This is a genomic window from Trinickia dabaoshanensis, from assembly GCF_002879885.1.
GTDB lineage: Bacteria > Pseudomonadota > Gammaproteobacteria > Burkholderiales > Burkholderiaceae > Trinickia > Trinickia dabaoshanensis.
The window spans coordinates 318487-342942 of sequence record NZ_PNYA01000001.1; the positions used below are offsets into that span (position 1 = coordinate 318487).

Sequence of the window (24456 nt, forward strand, 5' to 3'; positions counted from 1 at the left end):
AATGTGAACGATACTGTACAAAATCACAGTATTCATTTCAAGTAGCCGCGCGGGCGATTTTCCGCTTTGTTGCGCCGCGTTTCGCGGCACGGGCGGGGCGTTGCGCGCCCCGTCCCGCCACGGGCGCGGATTAATGAGCCGAAGCCCGGAAAAACGCCACGGCGCCGCCGAGCTGTCGCCCTTGCTCGTCGAGCGACTGCGAGGCAGCCGCGGCCTGCTCCACGAGCGCGGCGTTCTGCTGCGTCACGCTATCCATCTGTGTAACAGCCGCGCTCACCTGCTCGATACCGCGACGCTGTTCGTCGGAGGCTGCTGCGATTTCACCCATGATGTCCGTCACACGCGTGATCGCGCGCGTAATTTCCGTCATCGTCGATCCCGCTTCACCGGCAAGCGACGAGCCTTGATCCACGGTCTCGACCGACGCCGCGATGAGGTCCTTGATTTCCTTGGCGGCGCTCGAGGAGCGTTGCGCGAGGCTGCGCACCTCGCTCGCCACGACCGCGAAGCCGCGGCCCTGCTCGCCGGCACGCGCCGCTTCCACGGCCGCATTGAGCGCGAGGATATTCGTTTGGAACGCGATGCCCTCGATCATGCCCGTGATATCGGCGATCTTGCTCGAGCGCTCGCTGATTTCGGTCATCGTATCGACGAGTTGCCCGACCACGCCGCTCCCATGCTGCGCCACGTCCGATGCACTCGACGCGAGCGTGCTCGCCTGCTGTGCGTTCTCGGCGTTCTGCCGCACCGTCGACGTCAATTGCTCCATGCTCGATGCGGTCAGCTGTAGCGAAGACGCTTGTTCCTCCGTGCGGCTCGATAGATCGAGGTTGCCGGCCGCGATTTGCGCGGTCGCCGTCGCGATCGTCTCGCTACCCGTCCTCACCTTGACGACGACGTTTCTCAAATTCGCATTCATTTCGTCGAGCGCGCTCAGCAGTTGGCCCACCTCGTCGCGCGTCGCGGCTTCGATCTCGCCGGTCAAGTCGCCCTTCGCGACGCGATGGGCGAATTCGACTGCGCGCGCGAGCGGCTGCGTGATCGAACGGGCCGCAGCGACACCCAGACCGAAGACGCCGACGATCACGACCAGCGAGGAGATTGCGTTCCACGCATCGGCGCTGCCGATCAGCGCGTCCGCTCGTTGGGCGCCCTGCTCGCCCAATTCCCGGTTGTATGCTCGATGCGCTTCGATCGCCGTGTCGAAACGTTGGGCGGCGTCGGTCAAGCTCCCATCGAGCAATTCCCCGGCTTGCTGCTTTTGATTGGCACGAGAAAGCGCGAGCACTTGATCGCGGATCTGCGCCGATTGCGCCATGGCGGCGCGATCGGCCGCGAGCATGTCGCGATCCTTTTGGTCGGAAATGAGCGAGTCGTAGCTCGAGAGCGCCTTGCGCAATGCGTTGCGCTGTTCGGCGATCTGCTGTTCGACCTGCTGCATCTTTTGAGGCTCGCTGGCCGCAACGTGTTTGCTCGTCAGCAACGTCATCGCATCGTAGGCTTTCAAGGCACTATCGAGCGCGAGGAAGCTCGGCACCGTGTTGTCGCTGGCATAGCTGGCGGCACGGAAGACGCGCCCCATTTGAAAAATACCGAAGCCCGTCACGGCGGCCAGAGCCAATGCGGCCACCAAGTTCAGCACCATCAGGCGCCGCGCGATCTTCAAGTCGTAAAACCATTTCATGCTGCTACTTCCTTTGAACGCATCGCACGGCATCGAAGCCGCCCGATGCGCGATAACGATGGGGACGGAAATCTATAGCGATGCACCTATCGAACGAAGGCCCGAATCGGCAGAGTGGCGTCCCACGCATTGCTCAGTTGTCCTAATTAATCGGCGCGGAATCGACGAGAACGTTTGCGCACGACATCGAATGTGAACCGGACGTTCCAGATAGATGGCGCTCAGTGCGGGCTTGCCGAGACGCAGATGCAAAGCTGCGTCCTCGGGGTTACCGCATGCAATATCGGCGTCTACGGCGACATGCTTGAGGTCGTGCGGCAAAAAAACAAACGGGGTGCGGAACGGAAAGACGCGCGGCAAGCGACGTGATCGAACGCCGGAAAAGCAAAAACCCGCCGGAGGCGGGTTTTCGTATTTGGTTGCGGGGGTAGGATTTGAACCTACGACCTTCGGGTTATGAGCCCGACGAGCTGCCAGACTGCTCCACCCCGCGTCAGAGAAATAAATTATATGGGACTTTCATCGCCGCGTCAAACAAAACAGTCGATGATCGTCATCGATGGGCGAGCTGCGTGGTCAATGCGATAAGATCGCATCCGCAAACCACCGAACCGCGCTGAACTTTTTGTCCAGCACAGACGCATTCAAACCATGAAAATCGCCACCTGGAACGTCAATTCTCTGAAGGTGCGGCAGCAGCACGTGATCGACTGGCTCGAACTGAGTCAGGTCGACGTGCTGTGCCTGCAGGAATTGAAACTGCCCGACGAAAAATTTCCTCGCGCCGAGCTCGCCGAAAAAGGCTATCGAAGCTGGTTCGCGGGACAAAAGACCTACAACGGCGTTGCCATTCTCGTGCGTGAAGGCATCGACGTGGACGAATCCGACATCGTCCGCAACATTCCCGGATTCGACGACGAACAACAACGCGTGATCGCGCTCACCGTGGGCGGCTCGCGCATCGTGTCCGCTTACTTTCCGAACGGACAAGCGCCGGGCACCGAGAAGTTCGCCTATAAGCTGCGCTGGCTCGACGCGCTGGGCCAATGGCTGCAAGACGAATTGCACCGTCATCCGAAGCTCGCTTTGCTCGGCGACTACAATATCGCCCCCGAGGATCGAGACGTGCATGATCCCAAGGCATGGGAAGGCCAAAATCTCGTCTCCCCCGAAGAGCGCGCGGCGTTCGTCAAACTCGTCGGATTGGGTTTCGTCGACGCATTCCGCCAGTTCGAGCAACCGGAGAAGACGTTCACCTGGTGGGACTACCGCATGCTGGCTTTCCGCCGCAACGCCGGCCTGCGTATCGATCACATCCTGCTCTCCCCCGCTCTCGCGCAAACGTGCACGCATTGCGAAGTCGACAAGACGCCGCGCAAATGGGATCAACCGTCCGATCACGCCCCCGTGATCGCGCAGCTTTCCTAATTCGTCCACCTGGTCCACCTCGCCCACCTCGCCAACCCAGCCGAGCTCGGCAGCCTTGGCGGTCACGCGCGAGACAGACGAAGCCGAACCGCGCGCCGCAATTAAAAGGCCGGCGCTCGCATCGAGCCGCCGGCCTGAATATCGCGCGCTACCGCTTCGCGCGCATCAAGACTCCAGATGCAACTCCTGGATCTTGCGCGTGATCGTATTACGGCCGATACCGAGGCGCTCGGCCGCTTCGACCTTGCGGCCGCGCGTGAAGTCGAGCGCTTCGCGAATCACGGCCGCCTCGAAGCGGCGCGCGAGTTCGTCCATGACGTCAACCGTGTTCTCGCGCAGCATGCGTGCCACCTCGGCGCGCAAGCCGCTTTCCCACACGCTCACCGGCAACGCCGTTGCCACGCCGCCTAGCGCGGCCGGGACGATGCCGGCCGCACCGTTGCGCTCGCCGTCGGGCAACGCTGAAGCGCCCGCCACCGCATGCGGTACAGCCGCGCCTGCGACGATCTCCGTGTTGGCCTCGGGCGCACTGCCCGACACGAGATCGGGCGGCAGATCCTTGATCTCGATCGTCTGAGCCGGCGCCATCACCGTCAACCAATTGGCGAGGTTCTCGAGCTGACGCACATTGCCGGGGAACGGCAAGGTCGCGAGATAAGCGAGCGCCGAGTCCGACACGCGCTTGGGCTCGACGCCGAGATCGCGGGCGCTCTTTTGCAGAAAGTGCCGCGTGAGCAACGGGATGTCCTCGCGCCGCTCGCGCAGCGGCGGCAAACGCAGCCGAATCACGTTCAGGCGGTGATACAAGTCCTCCCGGAACAACCCTTGCCGCACCCGCGATTCGAGGTTTTGGTGCGTGGCCGCGATCACGCGCACATTCGCGCGCAAAGGACTATGCCCGCCCACGCGATAGAACTGCCCGTCCGACAACACGCGCAGCAGGCGCGTTTGCAGATCGAACGGCATGTCGCCGATTTCATCGAGGAACAGCGTTCCGCTTTCCGCTTGCTCGAAACGGCCTTGACGCATGGCCTGCGCGCCGGTGAAGGCGCCGCGTTCGTGGCCGAACAGTTCGGACTCCAAAAGATCTTTCGGAATCGCAGCGGTGTTGAGCGCGATGAACGGACCGTTCGCGCGCGGGCTGTGCCGATGCAGGGCACGCGCGACCAACTCCTTGCCCGTCCCGGACTCGCCCGTGATCAAGACCGTCGCCGCCGAATGCGAGAGCCGCCCGATCGCGCGGAACATATCCTGCATGGCCGGCGCTTGCCCAAGCATCTCGGGCGCATCGGCCAGCACCGTCTCGCCCACGTGCGAACCGCGCAAGCTCTCGTCGACGGCGCGGTGTATCAATTCGACGGCCTTATCGACGTCGAAGGGCTTCGCGAGATATTCGAACGCGCCGCCTTGAAACGCCGCCACGGCGCTATCGAGATCGGAATAGGCCGTCATGATGATGACGGGCAACTCGGGCAAGCGTTCGCGTATCGCCTGCAATAATTCGAGGCCCGAGGCGCCCGGCATTCTGATGTCGGAGACGAGCACTTGAGGGCTTTCACGCTCGAGCGCGGCGAGCGCCTCGCGCACGTTGGCAAAGCTGCGCGTCGGAAAATTCTCGCGGGCCAGCGCTTTCTCGAGCACCCAACGGATCGATTGGTCGTCGTCTACTATCCAGATCGGCTTCATGGAGTGGGTCTTATCAATTGACGAGCGGCAACAAAATCTGAAACTCGGTGTGTCCGGGGCGGCTCTCGACCTCGATCAAACCGTCATGCTGCTGCACGAAGGTTTGCGCGAGCGTCAGCCCGAGGCCGCTGCCGTCTTCGCGGCCGGACACCAGTGGATAAAAAATGCGATCGCGAATGTCTTCGGGTATTCCGGGGCCGTTGTCGATGACACGCAAATCCAATGCCAATTTGAATAGGCGCTTGGATATCGTCACCTTGCGGGCCACGCGCGTGCGCAACGCAATGCGTGCGTCGCCCTGCCCGATTCGTTCGCGCAGCGCCTGAGCCGCGTTTCGCACGATATTGAGCAGCGCTTGTATGAGCTGCTCTTTGTCGCCCCGCAAGTCAGGCACGCTGACGTCGTAATCGCGCTCGATCGTGAGGCCACGCGGAAACTCCGCGAGGATCACCGCACGCACGCGCTCGCACACCTCGTGGATATTGACGTCGCCCACGACATGCGGATGTCGATGCGGCTCGAGCAGGCGGTCGACGAGCGTTTGCAAACGATCGGATTCCTTGACGATCACCTGCGTGTATTCACGCAACTCCTGCCGCTCGCGCACACCGAGCTCGAACTCGAGCAGTTGCGCGGCGCCGCGGATGCCCCCCAACGGGTTTTTGATTTCGTGCGCGAGATTGCGGATCAGTTGCTTATTGGCGATCGACAAATCGTGAATGCGCTCTTCCCGGTCGGTCCGCAAATGACGTTCGTTCTCGAACAACTCGAGCAGGACGTAATCTGGCGCGCTCTCGAGAAATCCGACCACCACGTGAACATGCAGCGGTTCGCGCCCGGGACGCTCGAGCACCGCATCGAGATGCGTCGCATGAAAACGGTGTTCGGCGATGGCGCCGATCGTCGCGACCAGCTCGTCGCCATTCGCGAACAACTCCGGCCACGACATCTGCATGAGCTGACGGCGCGACAAATCGAGCATGGATTCGGCCGACGGATTCGCAAAGGCGACGCGCAGCGTCCGTTTTTCGAGCACGAGCGTGACCGTTGGCAGTGCCTCGAGGCCAGGCAGCAAGCCCGATTGGGTCAGCGCCGCATCGTCGGAAAGCGGCTCGGCCCCACCTGTCTTCGGTTTCATCAAGTTCCTGAGCACCATCGTCGACTCATGAGCGCGAGTGCGCATCGAACGAAAAAGGGACGGCGCCGCCGTCCCTTCGAGACCGATCGCGGGCCGTTCGCGTCACGACGCACGGGCACGCCGAGCGCGAACCTCCCAGAGCTTCACGAGCGCTTCGCCGACGACAAGGGACGAAGCGCATCGCGTTGCTTACAGCGAGTAGTACATTTCGAACTCGATCGGATGCGTCGTCATGCGCAGGCGTTGCAGCTCGCCTTCCTTCAGTTCGAGGTACGCGTCGAGCATGCCGTCGGTGAACACGCCGCCGCGCGTCAGGAACTCGCGATCCTTGTCGAGCGCTTCGAGTGCTTGGTCCAGACCCGCGCAAACCGTCGGGATCTTCGCGTCCTCTTCGGGCGGCAAATCGTACAGATTCTTGTCGGCGGCTTCGCCCGGATGGATCTTGTTCTGCACGCCGTCCAAACCGGCCATCATCAGCGCCGAGAAGCACAGGTACGGATTGGCCATCGGATCCGGGAAGCGGGTTTCGATACGGCGGCCCTTCGGGTTGCTCACGTGCGGAATACGGATCGATGCCGAACGGTTGCGCGCCGAGTAAGCGAGCTTGACCGGTGCTTCGAAGTGCGGCACGAGACGCTTGTACGAGTTCGTCGTCGGGTTCGTGATCGCGTTCAGCGCGCGAGCGTGCTTAATGATCCCGCCGATGTAGAACAGCGCGAACTCCGAGAGGCCGGCATAGCCGTTGCCCGCGAACAGGTTCTGGCCGTCCTTCCAGATCGACTGGTGAACGTGCATGCCCGAGCCGTTGTCGCCGACGACGGGCTTCGGCATGAACGTCGCCGTCTTGCCGTACGTGTGCGCGACGTTATGAACGATGTACTTGAGCTGTTGCGTCCAGTCGGCGCGTTGCACGAGCGTCGAGAACTTCGTGCCGATCTCGTTTTGGCCTTGGCCGGCGACTTCGTGGTGGTGCACTTCGACCGGAATGCCGATTTGCTCGAGCAGCAGACACATTTCCGAGCGCATGTCTTGGAACGTATCCACGGGCGCGACCGGGAAGTAGCCGCCCTTCGTGCCGGGACGATGACCGGTATTGCCGCCTTCGAACTCCTTGCCCGACGACCACGGTGCCTCTTCGGAGCCGATCTTGACGAAGCAGCCCGACATGTCCGTGTTCCATTGGACCGAGTCGAAGATGAAGAATTCGGGTTCCGGACCGAAGAACGCGGTGTCGCCCAGGCCCGTACTCTTCAGATAGGCTTCGGCACGCTTGGCGAGCGAACGCGGATCGCGCTCATAGCCCTTGCCGTCCGCCGGCTCGACGACGTCACAGCTCAATACGAGCGTCGGCTCTTCGTAGAACGGATCGATAAAGGCCGTGTTGGCATCGGGCATGAGCAGCATGTCCGACGCTTCGATGCCCTTCCAACCGGCGATCGAGGAACCGTCGAACGCATGGCCGCTCTCGAACTTGTCTTCGTCGAACGCCGACAGCGGCACCGAGACGTGCTGCTCCTTGCCGCGCGTATCGGTGAAGCGAAAGTCGACAAACTTGACGTCCTCGTCCTTCACGAGCTGCATGACGTCGGCCACGGATTTACTCATATCCTCTTCTCCATTGATAGGTTCGGCGGTTCTTCGCTTTTCTCGCCCCGGTTCGTACGCCGAGGCTGGTCTTGCAAGCGATCGCCGCGGATAAAAGCAGCTTCCGTGCCAAGCTAGGTACGGATTGTTCCGCATGTCGGGCAGCGCCTTGCCGGGCCGCGCCCTGCGGCGGAACGGGCCACGCACCGCGCTGAACGGAGCGGGCGCCGAGCTGAGCCGCATGCGCACCATTTAAGTGCCATTTGCGCGTGAAAGGCAGGCCGACGTTTCCATTGTGGTGCATTGCCGTAGAAAATGCACATCTTTGGCGCACTCGCGCGCTTCGCGGTGCGTCGCCGTTGTGCGAGACCTACGGATGCGGCTGAGCGCTAGAATGTCTCTTTACGAACCGAGGAGACGAGCGGTCATGAGCTCACTGGACCAAATCTTCACGAAGGCCGGCGCGCGCCGCGCCGAGCACCAACTCCCCTATGCAGGAGCCGTATCGCCGAGCGAAGCCTTCGAGTTGTTGCAACTCGACCCCAAGGCGCGTCTCGTCGATGTGCGCACCCGCGCCGAACTCGATTGGGTCGGTCGTCCCCTGGTGGGCGACGGGCAGTACGTCCACATCGAATGGACGCGCTATCCGGGCGGCGTGCCCAACGCCGAGTTCCTCGACCAATTGAAACAAGCGGTGCCTTCGGCGGACACGCCCGTGCTCTTCCTGTGCCGCAGCGCGGCGCGTTCCAAGTTGGCGGCCGTCGCGGCCGCGCAAGCGGGCTTCGAGAAGGCCTACGATCTATTGGAAGGATTCGAGGGCGACAAGGACGGCAATGGTCACCGAAAAACCGTTACGGGGTGGTGCTTCCGCGGACTGCCTTGGATCGGGGCTTGAGAGGGAACGCGGACGGTATAGAGCCAATTGAATTCGAGCGTGCCATCAGCCCGGACGAACTCGAGTGGTGGCCCGAATCGATGCGCCTGGAAAGGCGACGCCGTTTTTACGTACCGCGCGTCATGCGACGCGCGGACGAATTCGGTGTCCGGCGCATAGGCGTAGGTACGGCGACCGAGCGCCCGGAGAATCTGCTCGACCGACGGAATCCATTCCTCGAACTCCTTCGGCAACTTCGTTTCAACTTGATCGCTGATGGACATATCGACTTGTTTAGCCCGGGTCAGCAACCTCCATCGTGGCAAGCGCAACGACTTTGTCGAGACGCGCGTTTTCGGCCAGCGCCAACATTCGAACCTGTGCGGGCGTAAGCGTGCCCCGATCCTCGAATGCCAGGCCCGCAAGCACTTCGGCGGGCGACAACTCATTGAGCGCATCTCGCTCCGTCACGAAAAAGGTATTGACCTGTATCCTCGATTTCCTGCCGAGTATCTCTAGTACGCGAGGCAGCAGTGAAGGGATATTCCCGACAAACTGCCAAGCTGGATAAGCACGTCCGTTTTTCATTCCCATCGGAACCACGCTATAAAACTTCACGTGATCCGCCCGATAAAGCGTGGTCTTCGACATGCCTGTACGCGAAATGATCTCTTCAGGGCTCAGCTTCGTAACCGGCAACGATGGGGGGGGAGCGGCGCATTCGACCGAGCTGTCGCGTATGAGAAGCTCGGCCAGCTTAATTTCAAGCGCACGCTTGGCTGGTTTGCTCGCGACCAAACGACGATTCGCGGTGGCCGAGTGCTCGCGCAGCGGGTCGAACACAACCTTGAGCAGCTCGTCCGCCAACCGGTCGATCAGCAGGCGTGGATCGCCCGCATACTGACCGTTGACGATGGCCCGCAGGTCCGCCTTCGTTACTGCTCCACTTCCCTTCGTTGCACGTTCCATTACGACTCCTTCAAGCAGAGAACCAAGGGCGGTGCCCCTGCCGGTACAATCGCGCGAGATCGCGAAGCGAGGCTGCGCGTACCGATACGCGCACGGGCACTGCCAATGCGTTTATTGTACATGTGTTTTCCCATTTTTCCCATTTGAACCATTTTTCCCAAGCCGCTCGGCGACGATAGGACCCAGTGCGCTTGCACAGCGAGAACGGCGCCGAACAGTCGCTTGCAGCGTAAAGCCGGTGGCCGCCAAGACGCGCCGATTCAAGCCGGGCTCGGACCGATTTCCTGGGCGTTACCCCATTCGGCCAAAGAGAGAGGAAAGGACGAGAGAAACGACAACCGGCGATGCGCCGGCCACGTCGATGGATAAGAGGGAGCACGCGAATGCGTGCCCCGGTAGGATCAGCGCTCTTCCGGCTCGACGATATCGCCGCCGAGCAGGTGCACGCCTTCTCTGAGCTTGACGAATGCGGCGGCCACCGCCTCCGGCTCGCCTTTGACGCCCAGGTCGATGTGCCGCCGGACGAAAACGCCGCCGCGTTCGGCATCGCCGACGCTCGGTAGACTAAACACCCGCACGCCCGGAAAATCGGCTTCGATTTTTTCCATGAGCGGCGTGAGCGTCGACTCCATCAACTCGAACACATACAGCGAACGCTCGGCGTGCGCGACGGCATGGTGCAAATGCGCGTATTTCGTATCGAGCACCCATTCGATCATCGGCCAGGCCATCACCGGAAAACCCGGCACGAAGTGATGATCGCCCACGGAAAAACCCGGAATCTTGTTGTAGCCGTTCGGAATGATCGCGGCGCCGCGCGGAAAGACGCCCATGTTCAGGCGATGGAGGTTCTCGGGGGCATCGAAGTCGATCGGCTCCGATGCGCTCCCCGGGTGCGATGCCGCTTGCATCTCGCGAATGCGCGACCGGATGAGTTCGGCCGCTTCGGGATGCAGTTCCAACGGCACGCCGAGCGCCTGGGCCGCGCACTGGCGCGTGTGGTCGTCGGGGGTGGCCCCGATCCCGCCCGTCGAAAAAACGATATCGCCGGAAGCAAAGGTGCGCGTAAGCGTAGCCTTGATCCGCTCGGGATCGTCGCCGACATATTCGGCCCAAGCCAAGGCCAGACCGCGCGCGCTCAGCAGTTCGATGACCTTCGGCAGGTGCTTGTCGACGCGCCGTCCCGAAAGAATCTCATCCCCGATAATGATCACCCCGAATGCCATAAACCGCCCTCACATGGATGGAAGCGCCTCGTCCGCGCGTAGCCGCCGCAAAGCGTCGAGGCAATAGTGGCCGAACCAAAGCGCCGAAAACACGAGGATAAACGCATAGATCCAGATCGTGGCGGCGGTGATCACCGGAAATAGCACGACGAGCCAAACGGACCACGCCCAAATCAGCGTCGGCACGGTCCCCATCAAGCCCGTCGCAACGCCGATCGCGAATAGCGGCCCTCGATGCCGGCGAATGAGTGCTCGCCGTTCGTCGGGGCTCGCGTGCAGCGCGAGCGCATCGTAGGTCATGACGCGGTAAGTCAGCCAACCCCACAGCAGCGGCGGAATGACGGCGAACAGCGGCGGAAAGAGCCACAGCGGCAGCGTGACGATGAACAGCACGATACCGACGATGGCCGTGACGAGCGAGTGCGCGAGCGAGCCGTACCACGACCCGCCGCGGCGCTGCTCGAGATCGGCGAAGCGGCGCAGTGACAGATGCCGTACGACGAGCGGCATCGAGATCGTCGCAATCAACAGCAACACCGTCGTGACGATCAGCGGAATGGACAGCGCGACGACGATGAACGGCGCCAGCGCGGCATGCAGCGAGCTGAGCCCAATCCAGGCGAACGCGTGATCGAGCGCGGAGCCGAACCAGGAATCGGCAAGCCAGGCGCGCGCGGCGCCGACGAGCGGCTGCCACATGAACCAGAAAAATGCGCCCCAGCCCACCGCGGCCACCGCAAACGGCATGAAAGTCAGCCATAGCATGCGCGGATGCAGCACGCTGGCCGTAGCTTTTCCGAGCGATCGCAAAAAGCCGCTCATACTAGGGCTCCGTCAGGCCGCGGCAGATCCCCCGCCGCCGTCGCGACGCAGACCAAGCCGCCTCGCGATACGCGCGAGCGCGAGCCAATGTTGTGCGACGAACCCCTCTCCATACGATTCACCCTCGAGTTGCTGACGGATGCCGGTGGGCTCGAGTGCCCGATTCCACGAAGCCGTCTTGAAGAGCATATCCCACCACGGAAAGAGCACGCCGAAGTTGCACCCGTACGCCGTTCCCTCGTGTCCGTAGCCGACCGCATGATGCCGGCGATGAAACGTGGGACTGACGATCAGTCGTTCGAGCAGCGGTCCGAACGGCAGCCGCGCATTGGCATGCTGCACGCTCTGCGCGAAATTCGTGACGGCGGTCAACACGACGAACTGCGTCGGCGCGATGCCGATCGCCAGCGCGATCGCCGCGAAAAATCCGGCTTGCACGACGTCGTCGAGCAGGTGGTTTCGATCGTCGCACCAGAGCGACATTTGCCGCTGACTGTGGTGAACCGCGTGCAATTCCCACCAGACGCCGAACCGATGCTGCCACCGGTGGTACCAGTAGCCGGCGAAATCGAGCACGACCAGATAGATGCCGAACGCGACCAGCGGCTGGGACGTCACGCCGGGCCACAGCGTATCGAGATTGATATTGGCAATGCCGTGGTAGCGAAGCCAGGCCTGCGTCTTATCGAAGATCGGCTGAAACGCGACGAAAAAGAACAGGTTGAACAGCCCGAGCTTCGCGATCCAGGTATAGAAGACGTCGACGCGCACCGCCTTGCGATCGCTCCAGCGTTCGACCGGCCGCCACGCCTCCAGCGGGCGCAGCAGCGCGTACATCGACACGATCGTCAGAAAACCGACGATCACCGGATAGAGCGCGTCGTAGGCGTCCTCGTCGTAATCCATCCAGCCGAACTTGAACAAGAGCGGCTGGATTACGTCCATGAACAGCCACGTCTGCAGCGACGAAACGACTCCGTCGAGCGACGACACGAGCCAATGCAGCATGATGCGGTGCCGCGTCCGTTAAGCGCCGTTGGGCGCCATCACCGGCGCGCGATCGTAAAAGAAGATACCGTGCGGCGAGCGGCCGACCGCGATCGTCTTGATGAGCTTGCGCGAGGCCATGTCGATGATGCCGACGTGTTTGGCGAAGCGGAACGTCACCCACATATAACGCTTGTCGGCCGTGAGTTCCATATCGTCCGGGCCGGGCATCAGGCCCGTAATGTCGCCGACGTTCGTCAGCGTGTTCTCGTCGATGATGCTGATCGTGCTGGCGACCCGATTGGACACGGCCACGTGCACCCCGTCGTCGAGCGAACGGAAGTTATGCGCGCCTTTGCCCGTCTGAATCCGTTTCACGACGCTTTGCTTGCGCCAATCGACGACCGCGACATCGTCCTCCCCCGTCATGCCGACGAGCAAGTAGTTGTCGCCCGGCGTGAGCCACAGGCCCGCCGGCGTGTCGCCGACGTTCATCTTCCACTTCACGGTTTGCGTCGCCAGATCCACCGCCGCCACCTGCCCCGAAACCTGCAGGGTGACGAACACCGTCTTGCCGTCCTTCGTGAAGGCCATGTGGCTCGGCATCGTCGCGAGCGGCAGCCGCTTCACGAGCGTCGGCGTTTCCGTCTTCGAATCGTACGAGTAAATATCGAGGCGATCGAGGCGCAGCCCCGTCGTCACGAACCATTTGCCGTCCGGCGAAAAACCGAGCTGATACGGATCTTCGATGTTTTCGAGGCGCTTTTGTACCCTACCCGTTTTCGGATCGACGAACATCAGATCGTTCGACACGGAATCGGCCACGATCAGCGAGCGTCCGCCGGGAGCCAACATCAAATGGTGGGGCTCTTTGCCCGTCGGAATTTTGCCGCCGACCATTTGCTGCGTCGCCTGATCGATCAGCGAGAGCGTTGCCTCGCCCGAATTGAGGACGACGACATCGTCCGCGCGCGCCGCCGGAGCCACCGCGATCGCGGCGCAAGCGGCCGTCAACGCGACGGCCGCGCGAGCGGCATACCGCGCGCGAGAAAAGAAAGAGGTAAGCATGAGAACTCGTTCGAAAAAACCGCTGCCATCATAAAACGTTTGCGAGTCGGCGCGGTTGACCCCGGTCCAAAAAACATCGGCGGGAGCGACGGATGAGCCGCGGATGTGGGGCGGCATCGCGCCGCCCGCGCTCATCGCTGCATCGACTCCCACACTTTGTGCAATCGCTTGACGGAGACAGGCATCGGCGTGCGCAGTTCCTGAGCGAATAGCGAAACGCGCAACTCCTCGAGCAGCCACCGAAACTCGGCCAGGCGCGCGTCCGCCACGCCACCGCGGGCCGACTGCGCGCGCTGGTACTGCGTAAGAAGCGGCTGCATCTCGGCGAACGAGCGTGTATCCCGGGCCGGGTCGGCCTTGAGCTTATCGATGCGCTGCCCGATCGCTTTCAGGTAACGCGGAAAATGCGCGAGCTGCGCATACGGCGTATCGACGATGAAGCGCTTGCCCATCAGCGCCTGAACCTGCTGCTGCATGTCCGCGTAAGCCTGCGCGAACGGCTTGGCCTGCGCGAGCTTTTTGGTGACGGCGGCGTATTCGGTAAGAATCTGCCCCACCAAACGGGCAATTTCCTGTGCGAGCAGCGAAAGCCGGCTCTTGCCTTCGTCGCGGCGCGCATGGAAGCTCGCATCGTCGGTGGGCAGCGGATCTTGCAGACAGGCGCGCTCGAGCGCCGTGTCGATCAATTGGTCGCGCAGCGCCTCCTGCGAACCCAGGGGCATGAACTGCATCGCCATCTCGCGCAAGCCCGGGAGGTTCTTCTCCAAGTACTTGACCGGTTCGCGCAGTTGCAGCGCGAACAAGCGCCGCAGCCCCGCCCGATGAATACGCGCGGCCTGCTCGGGCGAATCGAACACTTCCACGTCGCAATGCGTCGTGCGATCGACGAGCGCCGGATAGCCGAAGAGCGTCTGCCCGCCCCGCCGAATCTCGAGCAACTCGGGCAGCTTGCCGAAGTTCCAAGTCGTCAAATTGTCGTAGAGCGCGGTGGCGGCAGGCGCGGCCTGCCCGGCATTCGCGCCGGCTTTCGCCTCCGCGCGGCCGGCTGCGCCCCGTGCGGGGCTCGGCGCAGCCGCACCGGACTGAGCCGGATGCGCCGCGCCGCCGGCTAGCGTCACACCCGCGGCCAGCTTCTGAAAATGACGCTGCGCATCCGCGCCGAGCTCCGAGCGCAATTGAGCGAGGTTGCGGCCCATCGCAAGCTGACGGCCATGCTCGTCCACGACCTTGAAGTTCATGAACAAGTGCGCAGGCAACGTTTCGAGCTTGAAGTCGGTGGATTTCAGCGCGACTTGCGTTTGCTCGCGCACGTCGGCAATCAGCGTCTCCACGAGCCCGCCCAGGCCGAAGCGCGCCTCGTGGCGCGAGGCAAACGCAGCCGCGTACTCCGGCAGCGGCACGCAATGGCGGCGCAGCTTCTGCGGCAACGACTTCAGCAGCAATTGCACCTTCTCCTTCAGCATGCCCGGCACGAGCCATTCCGCGCGGCGCGGATCGATCTGATTGAGCGCGTAAAGCGGCACCGTCAGCGTCACGCCATCGCGAGGCGAGCCGGGTTCGAAGTGATATCCGAGCCCCATTTCGACGCCGGCCATCGCCATGCGTTTCGGAAAGAGATCCGTCGTGACGCCCGCCGCTTCGTGCCGCATGAGGTCGTCGCGCGACAAATAAAGCAAGCGCAGCTTCTCTTCGGGCTGCCCGCTCTTTTTCACTTCGTCGCGGTACCAGCGCTCGAACGCGGCGCCCGTGTGAATTCCCGCGGGCATCGCTTGATCGTAGAAGCCGTGAATCAATTCGTCGTCGACGAGCACGTCCTGCCTGCGCGATTTATGTTCGAGTTGCTCGATATCGAGCAGCAGCTTGCGGTTGTGCGCGAAAAACGCCAGCTTCGTGTCGAACTCCCCTTCCACGAGCGCGCCGCGGATGAACAGCTCCCGCGCGCGCGCCGGGTCCTCGTTGCCGAACGCGACGCGGCGCCGGTGGTAGACGGGCAGCCCGTACAGCGTGGCGCGCTCGAACGCGGTCACCTGCGCCGCCCGCTTCTCCCAATGCGGCTCCGATAGCTGCGTCTTCAGCAGATGGCCGGCCACCTTTTCGATCCATTCGGGCTCGATTTTGGCCAGGCAGCGCGCGTAGAGGCGACTCGTTTCGACGAGTTCTCCGGCCATGACCCAGCGTCCCGCCTTTTTCACGAGCGTCGAGCCTGGCCAGAGGAAGAATTTGATGCCGCGCGCACCGAGGTAGTGCGGCTCGTCGTCGGCTTTCAGACCGACGTTGCCGAGCAACCCCGTCAGCAGGGCCAAATGGATCTGCTCGAACGTCGCCTCGCTCTCATTCAAGCGCCAGCCATGTTCGCGCACGACCGTGAGCAGTTGCGAATGGACGTCGCGCCATTCGCGTAACCGCAGATGAGAGAGGAACTGCGCGCGGCAAGCGTCGATCAGTTGCCGGTTCGACTTTTTGTGCGCCACGGCCTCGCCGAACCATTTCCAAATGCGCAGCCACAGCAAGAATTCGGAACGCTCGTCGGCGAACCGCCGGTGCGCTTCGTCGGCTTGCTCCTGTGCGTCGGCGGGCCGCTCGCGCGGATCTTGCACCGATAACGCACTCGCGATGACCAATACTTCAGCCAGCGCTTGCTGATCGCGGGCGGCCAAGATCATTCGTCCCACACGCGGATCGAGCGGCAGGCGGGCCAATTCGCGGCCGAGCGGCGTGAGCGCGTTGTCTTCGTCGACGGCGCCCAGTTCGGCCAGCAGTTGATAGCCGTCCGCGATCGCGCGGCCCGGCGGCGGCTCGATGAACGGGAACGACTCGATCTCCGTCAGATGAAGCGATTTCATCCGGAGAATCACCGCTGCCAGCGACGAACGCAAGATTTCGGGATCGGTGAAGCGCGGCCGCCCTTGGAAATCGGCCTCGTCGAAGAGGCGGATGCACACGCCGTCGGCCACTCGGCCGCAACGCCCGGCCCGCTGGTTCGCCGCGGCCTGAGAGATCGGCTCGACCTGCAACTGCTCGACCTTGTTCCGATACGAATAGCGCTTCACGCGCGCGAGGCCCGTGTCCACGACGTAGCGAATGCCGGGTACCGTCAGCGAAGTTTCGGCGACGTTGGTCGCGAGCACGAGCCGTCGCGCGTTCGACGCCTTGAACACGCGCGACTGCTCCTCCGCCGAAAGACGGGCGAATAGCGGCAGAATCTCGGTATGCGGCGGGTGATGCTTGCGCAAGGCCTCGGCGGCTTCTCGGATTTCGCGCTCGCCGGGCAGGAACACGAGGACGTCGCCCGGCCCCTCCCGGCACAGCTCGTCCACGGCATCGACGATCGCATCCATCAGGTCCCGATCGGCGTCGCGCGTGCTTTTGACGCGATCCGGCCTGTCGGCGCGCTCGCGCCCCGTCGTTCCCTGCGCCGACTTGACGGCCGCGCTGGCCTCCTCGACGGGCCGATACCGAAGCTCCACCGGGTACAGGCGCCCGCTCACCTCGATCACCGGGGCCGGTTTCGACTCGGTGCCGAAATGACGCGCGAAACGCTCGGCGTCGATCGTCGCCGACGTGACGATCAGCTTCAAATCGGGCCGTTTCGGCAAAACCTGCTTCAGATAGCCGAGCAGAAAGTCGATGTTCAGGCTGCGCTCGTGCGCCTCGTCGATGATGAGCGTGTCATAGGCGCGCAACAGCGGGTCGGTCTGCGTCTCGGCCAGCAAGATGCCGTCCGTCATCAATTTGACCGATGCGCCCGGTGCGAGGTTGTCGGTGAACCGCACCTTGTAGCCGACGACTTCGCCGAACGGCGTGCCGAGCTCTTCGGCGATACGCCGCCCGGTGGCCGAGGCCGCGATCCGGCGCGGCTGCGTGTGGCCGATGAGCCCCGTGCCGCCGGCACCGAGACCGCGGCCGAGCGACAGGCAGATTTTCGGAAGCTGAGTGGTCTTGCCCGAGCCGGTTTCGCCGGACACGATCACCACCTGATTGTCGCGAATCGCGCGTGCGATCTCCTCGCGCCGGCCCGAAACGGGCAGCGCGGGCGGGAATTCGATCGGCGGAACGGGATTGGGCGGGGCAGCGGGACGCCGCGGGCCTTCGGCCTTACGCGGGGCGGCGGCGGGGCGCGCGGTATCGCTGCGCGCCGCACGCGGCCCTCGGACCTCACTGGCGGCCGGACTTTTGGATACGTTCGACATGGGGGCGCATTATAATCCCGGGATGAATTCTCAATCCGACCTCGCCCCCATGACCGAGAGCGCCCCGGCCCGTTCCGCGGCGCCCGAATCCGATGCCGTCTCGCACGCCCAGTTCGTCGACTGGATGCGATCGGTCGCGCCTTATATCCACGCGTTCCGAAATAAGACGTTCGTCGTCGGGTTCGGGGGCGAAGTCGTGCACGAGGGGCTGCTGAGCGCGCTCGTCTCCGACATCGCGCTCTTGCAGGCGATGGGGATCCAGATCGTGCTCGTGCACGGATCGCGCCCGCAGGTCGAGGAGCAGATGAATCTGCACGGCGTTCAGTCGGAGTTCTCGCACGGCATGCGCATTACCGATGCGCGCGCGCTCGAATCAGCCAAGGAAGCGGCCGGCGAAGTCCGGCTCGATATCGAAGCGGCGATTAGCCAAGGTCTGCCCAACACGCCGATGGCGCACGCCCACATCAGCGTCGTGTCGGGCAACTTCGTCACGGCGCGGCCGGTCGGTATTCTCGACGGCGTCGATTTCCAGCACACGGGCATCGTGCGCAAGGTCGATGCCGAGTCGATCAAGCATTCGCTCGCGAGCCGCAAACTGGTGCTGCTCTCGCCGCTCGGCTTCTCGCCCACGGGCGAGGCGTTCAATCTGTCGATGGAAGACGTCGCCTCCGCGGCCGCGATCGCGCTGCGCGCCGACAAGATCATCTTCTTGACCGAAACGCCGGGTCTCATGAACGATGCCGGCGAACTCACGCAAGAGCTGTCGCTCGACGATGCCTACAAGCTGCTCGACAGCGGCGAACTGAAGGGCGATCCGGCGTTCTACCTGAAGCACGCCGTGCGCGCCTGCCGCGGCGGCGTGCCGCGCGCGCACATCATTCCGTATTCGCTCGACGGCAGCCTGCTGCTCGAATTGTTCCTGCACGACGGCGTGGGCACGATGATCTCGTACGAGAACCTCGAAAGCTTGCGCGAGGCCACGCCCGACGACGTCGGCGGCATTCTCACGCTGATCGAGCCGCTCGAATCGGACGGCACGCTCGTCAAGCGCGGGCGTCACCAGATCGAGCGCGACATCGATCACTTCTCGGTGATCGAGCACGATGGCGTGCTATTCGGCTGCGCGGCACTCTACGCTTACCCGCAAGAGCGGATCGGCGAAATGGCGTGCCTCACGGTCGCGCCCGACGCGCAAGGTGCCGGCGACGGCGAGCGCTTGCTCAAGCGGATCGAGCAGCGAGCCCGTGCGCGCGGGCTCACGCGCATCTTCGTGCTGACCACCCGCACCGAACACTGGTTTCTCAAGCGCGGCTTCATCAAGGTCACCGTCGACGACCTACCGGAGGACCGCCGCCGTCTCTATAACTGGCAGCGCAAATCGCTCGTGCTGATGAAGCACCTCTGAGCGTTTCGGCCGCGCCGCTTACCCCTATCGACTACAGGAGAAACACACGATGGCCCGCATGATTCAGTGCGTCAAGCTCGGCAAGGAAGCCGAAGGACTCGATTTTCCGCCGCTGCCCGGCGAACTCGGCAAGCGCATTTACGAAGGCGTTTCGAAAGAAGCCTGGCAAACGTGGCTCAAGCAGCAAACGATGCTGATCAACGAAAACCGCCTGAATATGGCCGATCCGCGCGCGCGTCAGTACCTGATGAAGCAAACGGAAAAATTCTTCTTCGGCGAAGGTGCCGATCAAGCGGCCGGATACGTGCCGCCCACCGAAGGCTGAGCCACCGCTCTTCCATTCTCGATCACCGGCTCGCTCCATGGTGCGAGCCGGCACGCCCCTCTCCCCGTTAGACCTTCCCCGCTCGCTTACTCCCGCCGCGCTCTTGGGTGCCGGCTGAGCGAGCGCGCCCTTGCACGACGAACGTATGAAGTTCGGCGCGCACCGTTTCTCGTTCGTCGATGAAAAGCTTGCCGGCCGACACCGGCAGCGTGAAGCGGCGCGGGCCCGCACTACCCGGATTGACGAAGAGTATCCCTTCGCGCGTCAGTACCGACGGCTTATGCGAATGCCCCGTGACAACGACGTGCACCGCGAGGGCAAGCGGATCGAGTCGCAAATCGGCGATGTCGTGCACGACGTGGATACGGATGCCGCCAAGCGTCAGTGTCGTCGCTTCGGGTAACGCGTGGGCCCATGCGCCGCGGTCGTTGTTGCCGCGCACGGCCGTGACGGGGGCAATCTCGGCCAACGCCTGAAGCACCTCGGGAGAGCAGATATCGCCGGCGTGCACGATGGCGTCGACACCGGCCAGCCACCCGAGCGCCTCCGGCCGCACTAAGTCGTGCGTGTCGGAAATCAAGCCGATGCAAACGGTGGAGGACGAGTCAGACATAGCCGAAATGGGGCAACGCACGGCCGAAGGACGACGCTTGCCTGCCGGCACGCGCGATCGAACTCAAACGCCGGCCGCCGCGCACCCCTGACGATGTCCGAGCAGCCCGCGCGAGCGATGCAAAGCCGCACGCGCACCGCGCGTCGCCATGACCGCGCCCACCTGCCCGAGATTGAAATCGAGCGACACCATCAATTCCATGAGTTCGACCATCGGCAAGACGATGGTCGGGTTGTACAGCCGTTGTTCGATAAGCTTCTTCATGGCGACTCTCCTGCGAGCGGAGCAGCCTATGCCCCGTCATGCAATCTGAATGCCATTGTAGGGACACGCACGAAGCCGATAAATGCAATAAATCGAAAGTCAGAAGTCGCGAGAAACGAACAATCGCGGCCGACATCAAGCGAGCGGCGCGCCGACGAACGCCGGCAGGGCTTCGGCCCGCTCGGATAGCGCGGCCAGCGCCGGATAGCGGCTCGGCGCGATCTCCCCGGGCAAGATGTGCTGCGCGAAGCGCCATGCAACGGCCACCGTGATGTCCGGTTGCATGAGACGATCGCCGCACAGCCAGGCGCCCGCGCGGACAGCGCCGGCCACGTCCCGCTCGAGCGTATCGAAAGCCGCACCAAGCTGGGTTCGAACCCGTTCGAGCCACGGCGCGTGCCGCTTGTCCTCGGGACGCAGATTTTGCTCGTAAGCGATTTGCACGGTCTTCTCGCAAGCCGCCAGCGCGAATCCGATCAGATGCAGCGCATCGCGGCGCGCCGCCGTCTCTTGCGGCATGAGCCGCGCGTGAGGCGCGACGCGCTGGTCGAGGTAGTCGAGAATCAACGTCGAATCGATCAGTTGGGTGCCGTCGTCGACGACGAAAGTCGGGGCTTTCACCACGGGATTGATCTCCCGGAACTGGTCGAAGTGCCGGAATACGGATACGGGCCGATGCTCGAAAGCCATGCCGAGCACGGCCATCGACACCGCGACGCGGCGTACGAACGGGGAATCCATCATGCCGATCAGTTGCATCGATGCCTCTCTTGTTTATCAGGGATAGGAGTGCTGCGCTGAGCGAACCGCCAGTGTGCCGCGCAGTGTAGGCCTCTCGCAAGGGAGTGATCGTTCGATTGCAGAAAAAGAGCGGATAAAGGATAAAAAGGAAGTCAATCGTCGGCCCGAACGGGCAATCCGTTGTCCTTGGCGAAGCACATGACGAACTCGAACGCCTCGGGGCAAATCTCGGCCAACTCGCCGGAAACGCTTAGACACCTGATGCCGTCTTCGACGAAAGGAACGGCCAGCCATGTCGATGCCACGCTGGCGCCCGGCCGGCGCTCCCGCACGAACAGCGCGATGACGCTTGCGAGCCGCTCGGCCCAGTCACCCGGACGGAACGGCTTTCCGGCGTGCGTGATGCCGGCGATACGGTGGGTATGGGTTCGATTCGGCGGGTGATCGAGCGTCGTCATGCGTGATTGAGCAAGTGGGTCCGTGGCGGCGGGCCGTGCGGTACCGGCGAACGAACGTGACCGGGGCCGTCTTTCGCCCGCAGCCGGAAAGCGGCTACCGTTTCTTCGAGTAGCCGGGCCTGCTCCTCGAGCGAGGCGGCCGCGCCGGCCGCTTCTTCCACGAGGGCCGCGTTTTGCTGGGTGGCGGTATCCATATGCGAGACCGTGCGGCTGATCTCGACGATGCCCGCCGATTGCCGCGCGGATGCCGCGCTGATATCGGCGACGATTCTCGTCACTTCGCGCGCGGCATCGACGACGTTCGCCATCGTGGCCCCGGCCCGCTCGCCCATTTGCGTCGCACCTTGCACCTTGGCCACGGAGGCCGTCATGAGGGCGCGGATCTCCTTGGCCGCGGTGGCCGAGCGCTGCGCGAGCGCGCGCACCTCGCCCGCGACGACCGCGAAGCCTCGCCCTTGCTCGCCCGCACGCGCTGCCTCCACAGCGGCATTGAGCGCAAGAATGTTGGTCTGAAAGGCGATGCCCTCGATGGCGTCGATGATGTCGACGATATGCGTGGAATCGGCCGACATATCCGCGATCGCGTCGACGATCTCGCTCACCACCTCTCCGCCTTGCCGTGCCGTATCCGATGCGGTTGCGGCCAACGCGCGAGCGTCGCCTGCCTGGCGCGCGTTATCGGCTACGGTCGCGCTCAACGCTTGAAGGCTCGCCGCGGCTTGCTCGAGCGCTGCCGCCTGATGTTCCGTGCGCGCCGACAAATCGGCATTGCCGCTCGCCACGTCGTGCACGCCGTGCCGGATTTCGGCCGTTCCCTCTCGCACGCGCGTGACGGCGGCACTCAAGCTGAGCTGCATGCGCGCGAGCCCCGTCATCAGCCTGCCCATCTCGCCGCCATGCGAGGTATCGATCGTCGAAGTCAAATCGCCCGCGGCAATGCGCTCGAAATGCTCGATGGCGGTACCGATCGGCCGGACGATCGCAGCGCGCAGCATGCCGCGAGCAAACATCGCGAAGGCCAACGATACGCAGCCGACCACGGCGAAAAGCCACAGCAACGCGTGAAATCGCTCGCCCGCCGAGGCGAAATGTTTCCTCTGCGCCTGCACCTGGAAATTCATCAGTTGCAGCGCAGCTTGTTTATAGTCCGCGAAGCGCGCCTCGGGCGCTTGCCGCTCCACCGTTCGAAACGATGCGAAGTCGTCTTGATCGAGCGCCGCCACCTCCGGCTCGATCACCTCCTTGATCAGTTTGCCGCGCGCCGCGCGCAGTGCGCTTGCAAGCGAAGCCTCGGTCGCGTCCGCCACCGGCAATGCGTCGTACGTCGCGAGCGCGCGATCGCTCGCGTTCAGTGCCGCATGAACACGCTGGAGCGTCGGCCCCGTGGGCTTGCCCTGGGCGACGAGCGTCTCGTAGCCGCCCAGATCGACGCGAGCCTGCATGAGGTTCTCGCTACTATCGGCCAAGGCGATGAGCGCGGCGGTCTCGCCGCTGTACATCTTTTCGAGCGCGACGTTGGCGGATTTCAGCCCGGCAACGGACGCCGCGATCACGACCACGAGCGCAGCGCTATAGCCGGCGAGTGTCGCGTTCAACGCACCTCGAACGTTAGTGATCCTTACCATTGCCGTCTTCCCGAAAAAAAAGGCGGCAAGCGATCACGCTCGCCGCCTTCGAATTGCCGCCCGCGGGCGGCAACGTCTTGGAGGAGGTCAGGGAAATCAGAAGCGCGTGCGAATGCCCGTCGCCACTTCGAGCTGGTTCGTGTGGCCGAACGTCGTGCCCACCGTGTAGCCGCCGTGCAGCCTCATGTAGTCGGCGGCCAGGTACACCTCGGTACGTTTGGAAAAGTGGTAGAACGTCGAGGCGTAGACCGTTTCCTTGTAGCCGTTGTGCACGGTCGTCGCGGTCGCATCGAACAAGCCCGAGTTTGCGTTCGGGATGTTGCCGTCGGCGTTGTAGGCGGCGTTCTTCACGTGCATCTGCTGGTAGCCGAGCTCATAGTCGAGCGGGCCGTGCGGTGCGATCTTCATCGATACCGTCCATGCATTGTCCTCGCGATCCGGCAGCGAGCCCTGCTTGCCCGTGTAATGGAAGTAGCCTGCGTTGATACGGCCGATGCCGAACCGGAAATCGCCGCCCAACGAATAGGTCTGATCGACGAATCCGCCGTTGTTCACGTGGTTGTAGAAGCCGCCCACCGAGAAATTCGGACCGTTATAGCCTAGCGCCGCTTGATAGCCGGAGCCCGTGGCGAATTGCGTCGAATTGCTGAACTGATAGTCCGCCGCCGCGTAGATGCCGTTGGCGAACAGCTTCTTCCAGGCGATGCTGTTCTCGGAGCGGGTACCGGTCGGGCCCGCCGAGTAGAACACCAGTTGCTTGAAGTTGTTCGAGTTCGTATAGGCGCCTTCCTTGGTCGAGAACGTCGAGCTCACGTACGGGTCGCCGTACAAGCCCGAGAAGTCCTTCGCCACCGTGTCCTGGAAGCCCACCGTGAATTGGCCGAACGTCGGATTCACGAGCCCCACCCACGAGTCGCGGTCGAAGAGCTGGCCGCCGTCTTCCATGTTGCCGCTCGTCGGCACGAACTCGCTTTCCAACGTGAAGATGATCTTGTTGCCGCCGCCGATATCTTCGGCGCCGCGCAAGCCCCATCGGCTGCCGCTGAACCACGGTTCGCCGCCGACGTCGTTCGGGTGCCCCATCGAGATCAAATGATTGCCGGCTGCGTTCGCGTTCGTCGTATAGGCCACCGCCGACAAATCGATCAAGCCGTAAAGCTGCACGCTCGATTGCGCGTGCGCCCCGGTTGCCACCAAAGCGCCCGCCGTCAGCGCCAACGTTCGATAGGTCTTCTTCAAGATCATCTCCTCACTTACTGCGTTGAAATTGTGTTTTTGTGCGGCGCGCGGCACGGCTGGCACGCTTCGCTTCACGCGTCGCAATGGAGACAATCGTATCGATCCCTATCCTTCACGCTCCTTTCGCTGT

General features: G+C 63.2%; 20 protein-coding genes and 1 tRNA gene. 4 read left to right on the top strand and 17 right to left on the bottom strand.

What is annotated here, in order from left to right; genetic code table 11:
- Window positions 1-130 precede the first annotated feature (130 nt).
- A complete protein-coding gene (locus C0Z18_RS01460) occupies window positions 131-1684 on the bottom strand; it encodes a methyl-accepting chemotaxis protein (protein ID WP_102643688.1) in 1554 nt (517 codons plus the stop codon).
- 416 nt (window positions 1685-2100) lie between these two features.
- A tRNA-Met gene (locus tag C0Z18_RS01470) sits at window positions 2101-2177 on the bottom strand.
- Window positions 2178-2335: 158 nt separating this feature from the next.
- Between C0Z18_RS01470 and xth the strand changes: the two genes are divergently transcribed.
- The gene (gene xth / locus C0Z18_RS01475) at window positions 2336-3112 is read left to right on the top strand and encodes an exodeoxyribonuclease III (protein WP_102643570.1); all 777 of its coding nucleotides are present in this window, start codon (window positions 2336-2338) and stop codon (window positions 3110-3112) included.
- Window positions 3113-3277: 165 nt separating this feature from the next.
- Here xth and ntrC read toward each other — a convergent pair whose 3' ends face one another.
- The 3 genes from ntrC to glnA form a co-directional block, all read right to left on the bottom strand.
- On the bottom strand, window positions 3278-4798 hold the full coding sequence (gene ntrC, locus C0Z18_RS01480; protein ID WP_102643571.1) for a nitrogen regulation protein NR(I): 1521 nt from the start codon (window positions 4796-4798) through the stop codon (window positions 3278-3280).
- Between the two features lie 13 nt (window positions 4799-4811).
- A complete protein-coding gene (glnL, locus tag C0Z18_RS01485) occupies window positions 4812-5954 on the bottom strand; it encodes a nitrogen regulation protein NR(II) (RefSeq protein ID WP_102643572.1) in 1143 nt (380 codons plus the stop codon).
- A gap of 171 nt (window positions 5955-6125) precedes the next feature.
- A complete protein-coding gene (gene glnA, locus C0Z18_RS01490; RefSeq protein ID WP_102643573.1) occupies window positions 6126-7541 on the bottom strand; it encodes a type I glutamate--ammonia ligase in 1416 nt (471 codons plus the stop codon).
- A 406-nt stretch (window positions 7542-7947) separates the two neighbouring features.
- Here glnA and C0Z18_RS01495 point away from each other — a divergent pair, with 406 nt between their 5' ends.
- Entirely contained in the window at window positions 7948-8415 is a 468-nt protein-coding gene (locus C0Z18_RS01495; protein WP_102643574.1) for a rhodanese-like domain-containing protein, read from the top strand.
- 273 nt (window positions 8416-8688) lie between these two features.
- Here the strand turns inward: C0Z18_RS01495 and C0Z18_RS01505 are convergent, their stop codons facing one another.
- From C0Z18_RS01505 to hrpA, 6 genes are all read right to left on the bottom strand, one after another.
- The gene (locus tag C0Z18_RS01505) at window positions 8689-9363 is read right to left on the bottom strand and encodes a hypothetical protein (protein ID WP_102643576.1); all 675 of its coding nucleotides are present in this window, start codon (window positions 9361-9363) and stop codon (window positions 8689-8691) included.
- 401 nt (window positions 9364-9764) lie between these two features.
- Complete coding sequence (locus C0Z18_RS01510) at window positions 9765-10589, bottom strand: competence/damage-inducible protein A (RefSeq protein WP_102643577.1); 825 nt, start codon at window positions 10587-10589, stop codon at window positions 9765-9767.
- A gap of 9 nt (window positions 10590-10598) precedes the next feature.
- Window positions 10599-11411, bottom strand: a complete 813-nt coding sequence (locus C0Z18_RS01515; RefSeq protein WP_102643578.1) for an EI24 domain-containing protein — start codon at window positions 11409-11411, stop codon at window positions 10599-10601.
- 12 nt (window positions 11412-11423) lie between these two features.
- Window positions 11424-12419 (bottom strand): sterol desaturase family protein, encoded by a 996-nt coding sequence (locus C0Z18_RS01520; protein ID WP_102643579.1) that lies wholly within the window; start codon window positions 12417-12419, stop codon window positions 11424-11426.
- Between the two features lie 18 nt (window positions 12420-12437).
- Entirely contained in the window at window positions 12438-13466 is a 1029-nt protein-coding gene (locus C0Z18_RS01525; protein WP_102643689.1) for a YVTN family beta-propeller repeat protein, read from the bottom strand.
- A 131-nt stretch (window positions 13467-13597) separates the two neighbouring features.
- Complete coding sequence (hrpA, locus tag C0Z18_RS01530) at window positions 13598-17656, bottom strand: ATP-dependent RNA helicase HrpA (RefSeq protein ID WP_102643580.1); 4059 nt, start codon at window positions 17654-17656, stop codon at window positions 13598-13600.
- A gap of 22 nt (window positions 17657-17678) precedes the next feature.
- Between hrpA and argA the strand changes: the two genes are divergently transcribed.
- Window positions 17679-19061: an amino-acid N-acetyltransferase gene (gene argA / locus C0Z18_RS01535; protein WP_102643690.1), complete on the top strand. Its 1383-nt coding sequence runs from the start codon at window positions 17679-17681 to the stop codon at window positions 19059-19061.
- 49 nt (window positions 19062-19110) lie between these two features.
- Window positions 19111-19386 carry an oxidative damage protection protein gene (locus C0Z18_RS01540; protein ID WP_102643581.1) on the top strand — a complete coding sequence of 92 codons (276 nt, stop codon included), beginning with the start codon at window positions 19111-19113 and terminating at the stop codon, window positions 19384-19386.
- A 67-nt stretch (window positions 19387-19453) separates the two neighbouring features.
- On the opposite strand, the gene C0Z18_RS01545 is transcribed toward C0Z18_RS01540, so the two are convergent.
- From C0Z18_RS01545 to C0Z18_RS01570, 6 genes are all read right to left on the bottom strand, one after another.
- Entirely contained in the window at window positions 19454-19999 is a 546-nt protein-coding gene (locus C0Z18_RS01545) for a metallophosphoesterase family protein (protein WP_102643582.1), read from the bottom strand.
- Between the two features lie 63 nt (window positions 20000-20062).
- A complete protein-coding gene (locus C0Z18_RS01550; protein WP_102643583.1) occupies window positions 20063-20263 on the bottom strand; it encodes a hypothetical protein in 201 nt (66 codons plus the stop codon).
- Between the two features lie 135 nt (window positions 20264-20398).
- Window positions 20399-21022, bottom strand: coding sequence for a glutathione S-transferase family protein (locus C0Z18_RS01555; protein WP_102643584.1), 624 nt, complete (start codon window positions 21020-21022; stop codon window positions 20399-20401).
- Between the two features lie 134 nt (window positions 21023-21156).
- Complete coding sequence (locus C0Z18_RS01560) at window positions 21157-21462, bottom strand: DUF3579 domain-containing protein (protein WP_102643585.1); 306 nt, start codon at window positions 21460-21462, stop codon at window positions 21157-21159.
- Window positions 21459-23087 carry a methyl-accepting chemotaxis protein gene (locus C0Z18_RS01565; protein WP_102643586.1) on the bottom strand — a complete coding sequence of 543 codons (1629 nt, stop codon included), beginning with the start codon at window positions 23085-23087 and terminating at the stop codon, window positions 21459-21461. The genes C0Z18_RS01560 and C0Z18_RS01565 overlap by 4 nt, the downstream gene beginning before the upstream one ends.
- Before the next feature lie 96 nt (window positions 23088-23183).
- The gene (locus C0Z18_RS01570) at window positions 23184-24332 is read right to left on the bottom strand and encodes a porin (RefSeq protein ID WP_199189365.1); all 1149 of its coding nucleotides are present in this window, start codon (window positions 24330-24332) and stop codon (window positions 23184-23186) included.
- Window positions 24333-24456: the final 124 nt, after the last annotated feature.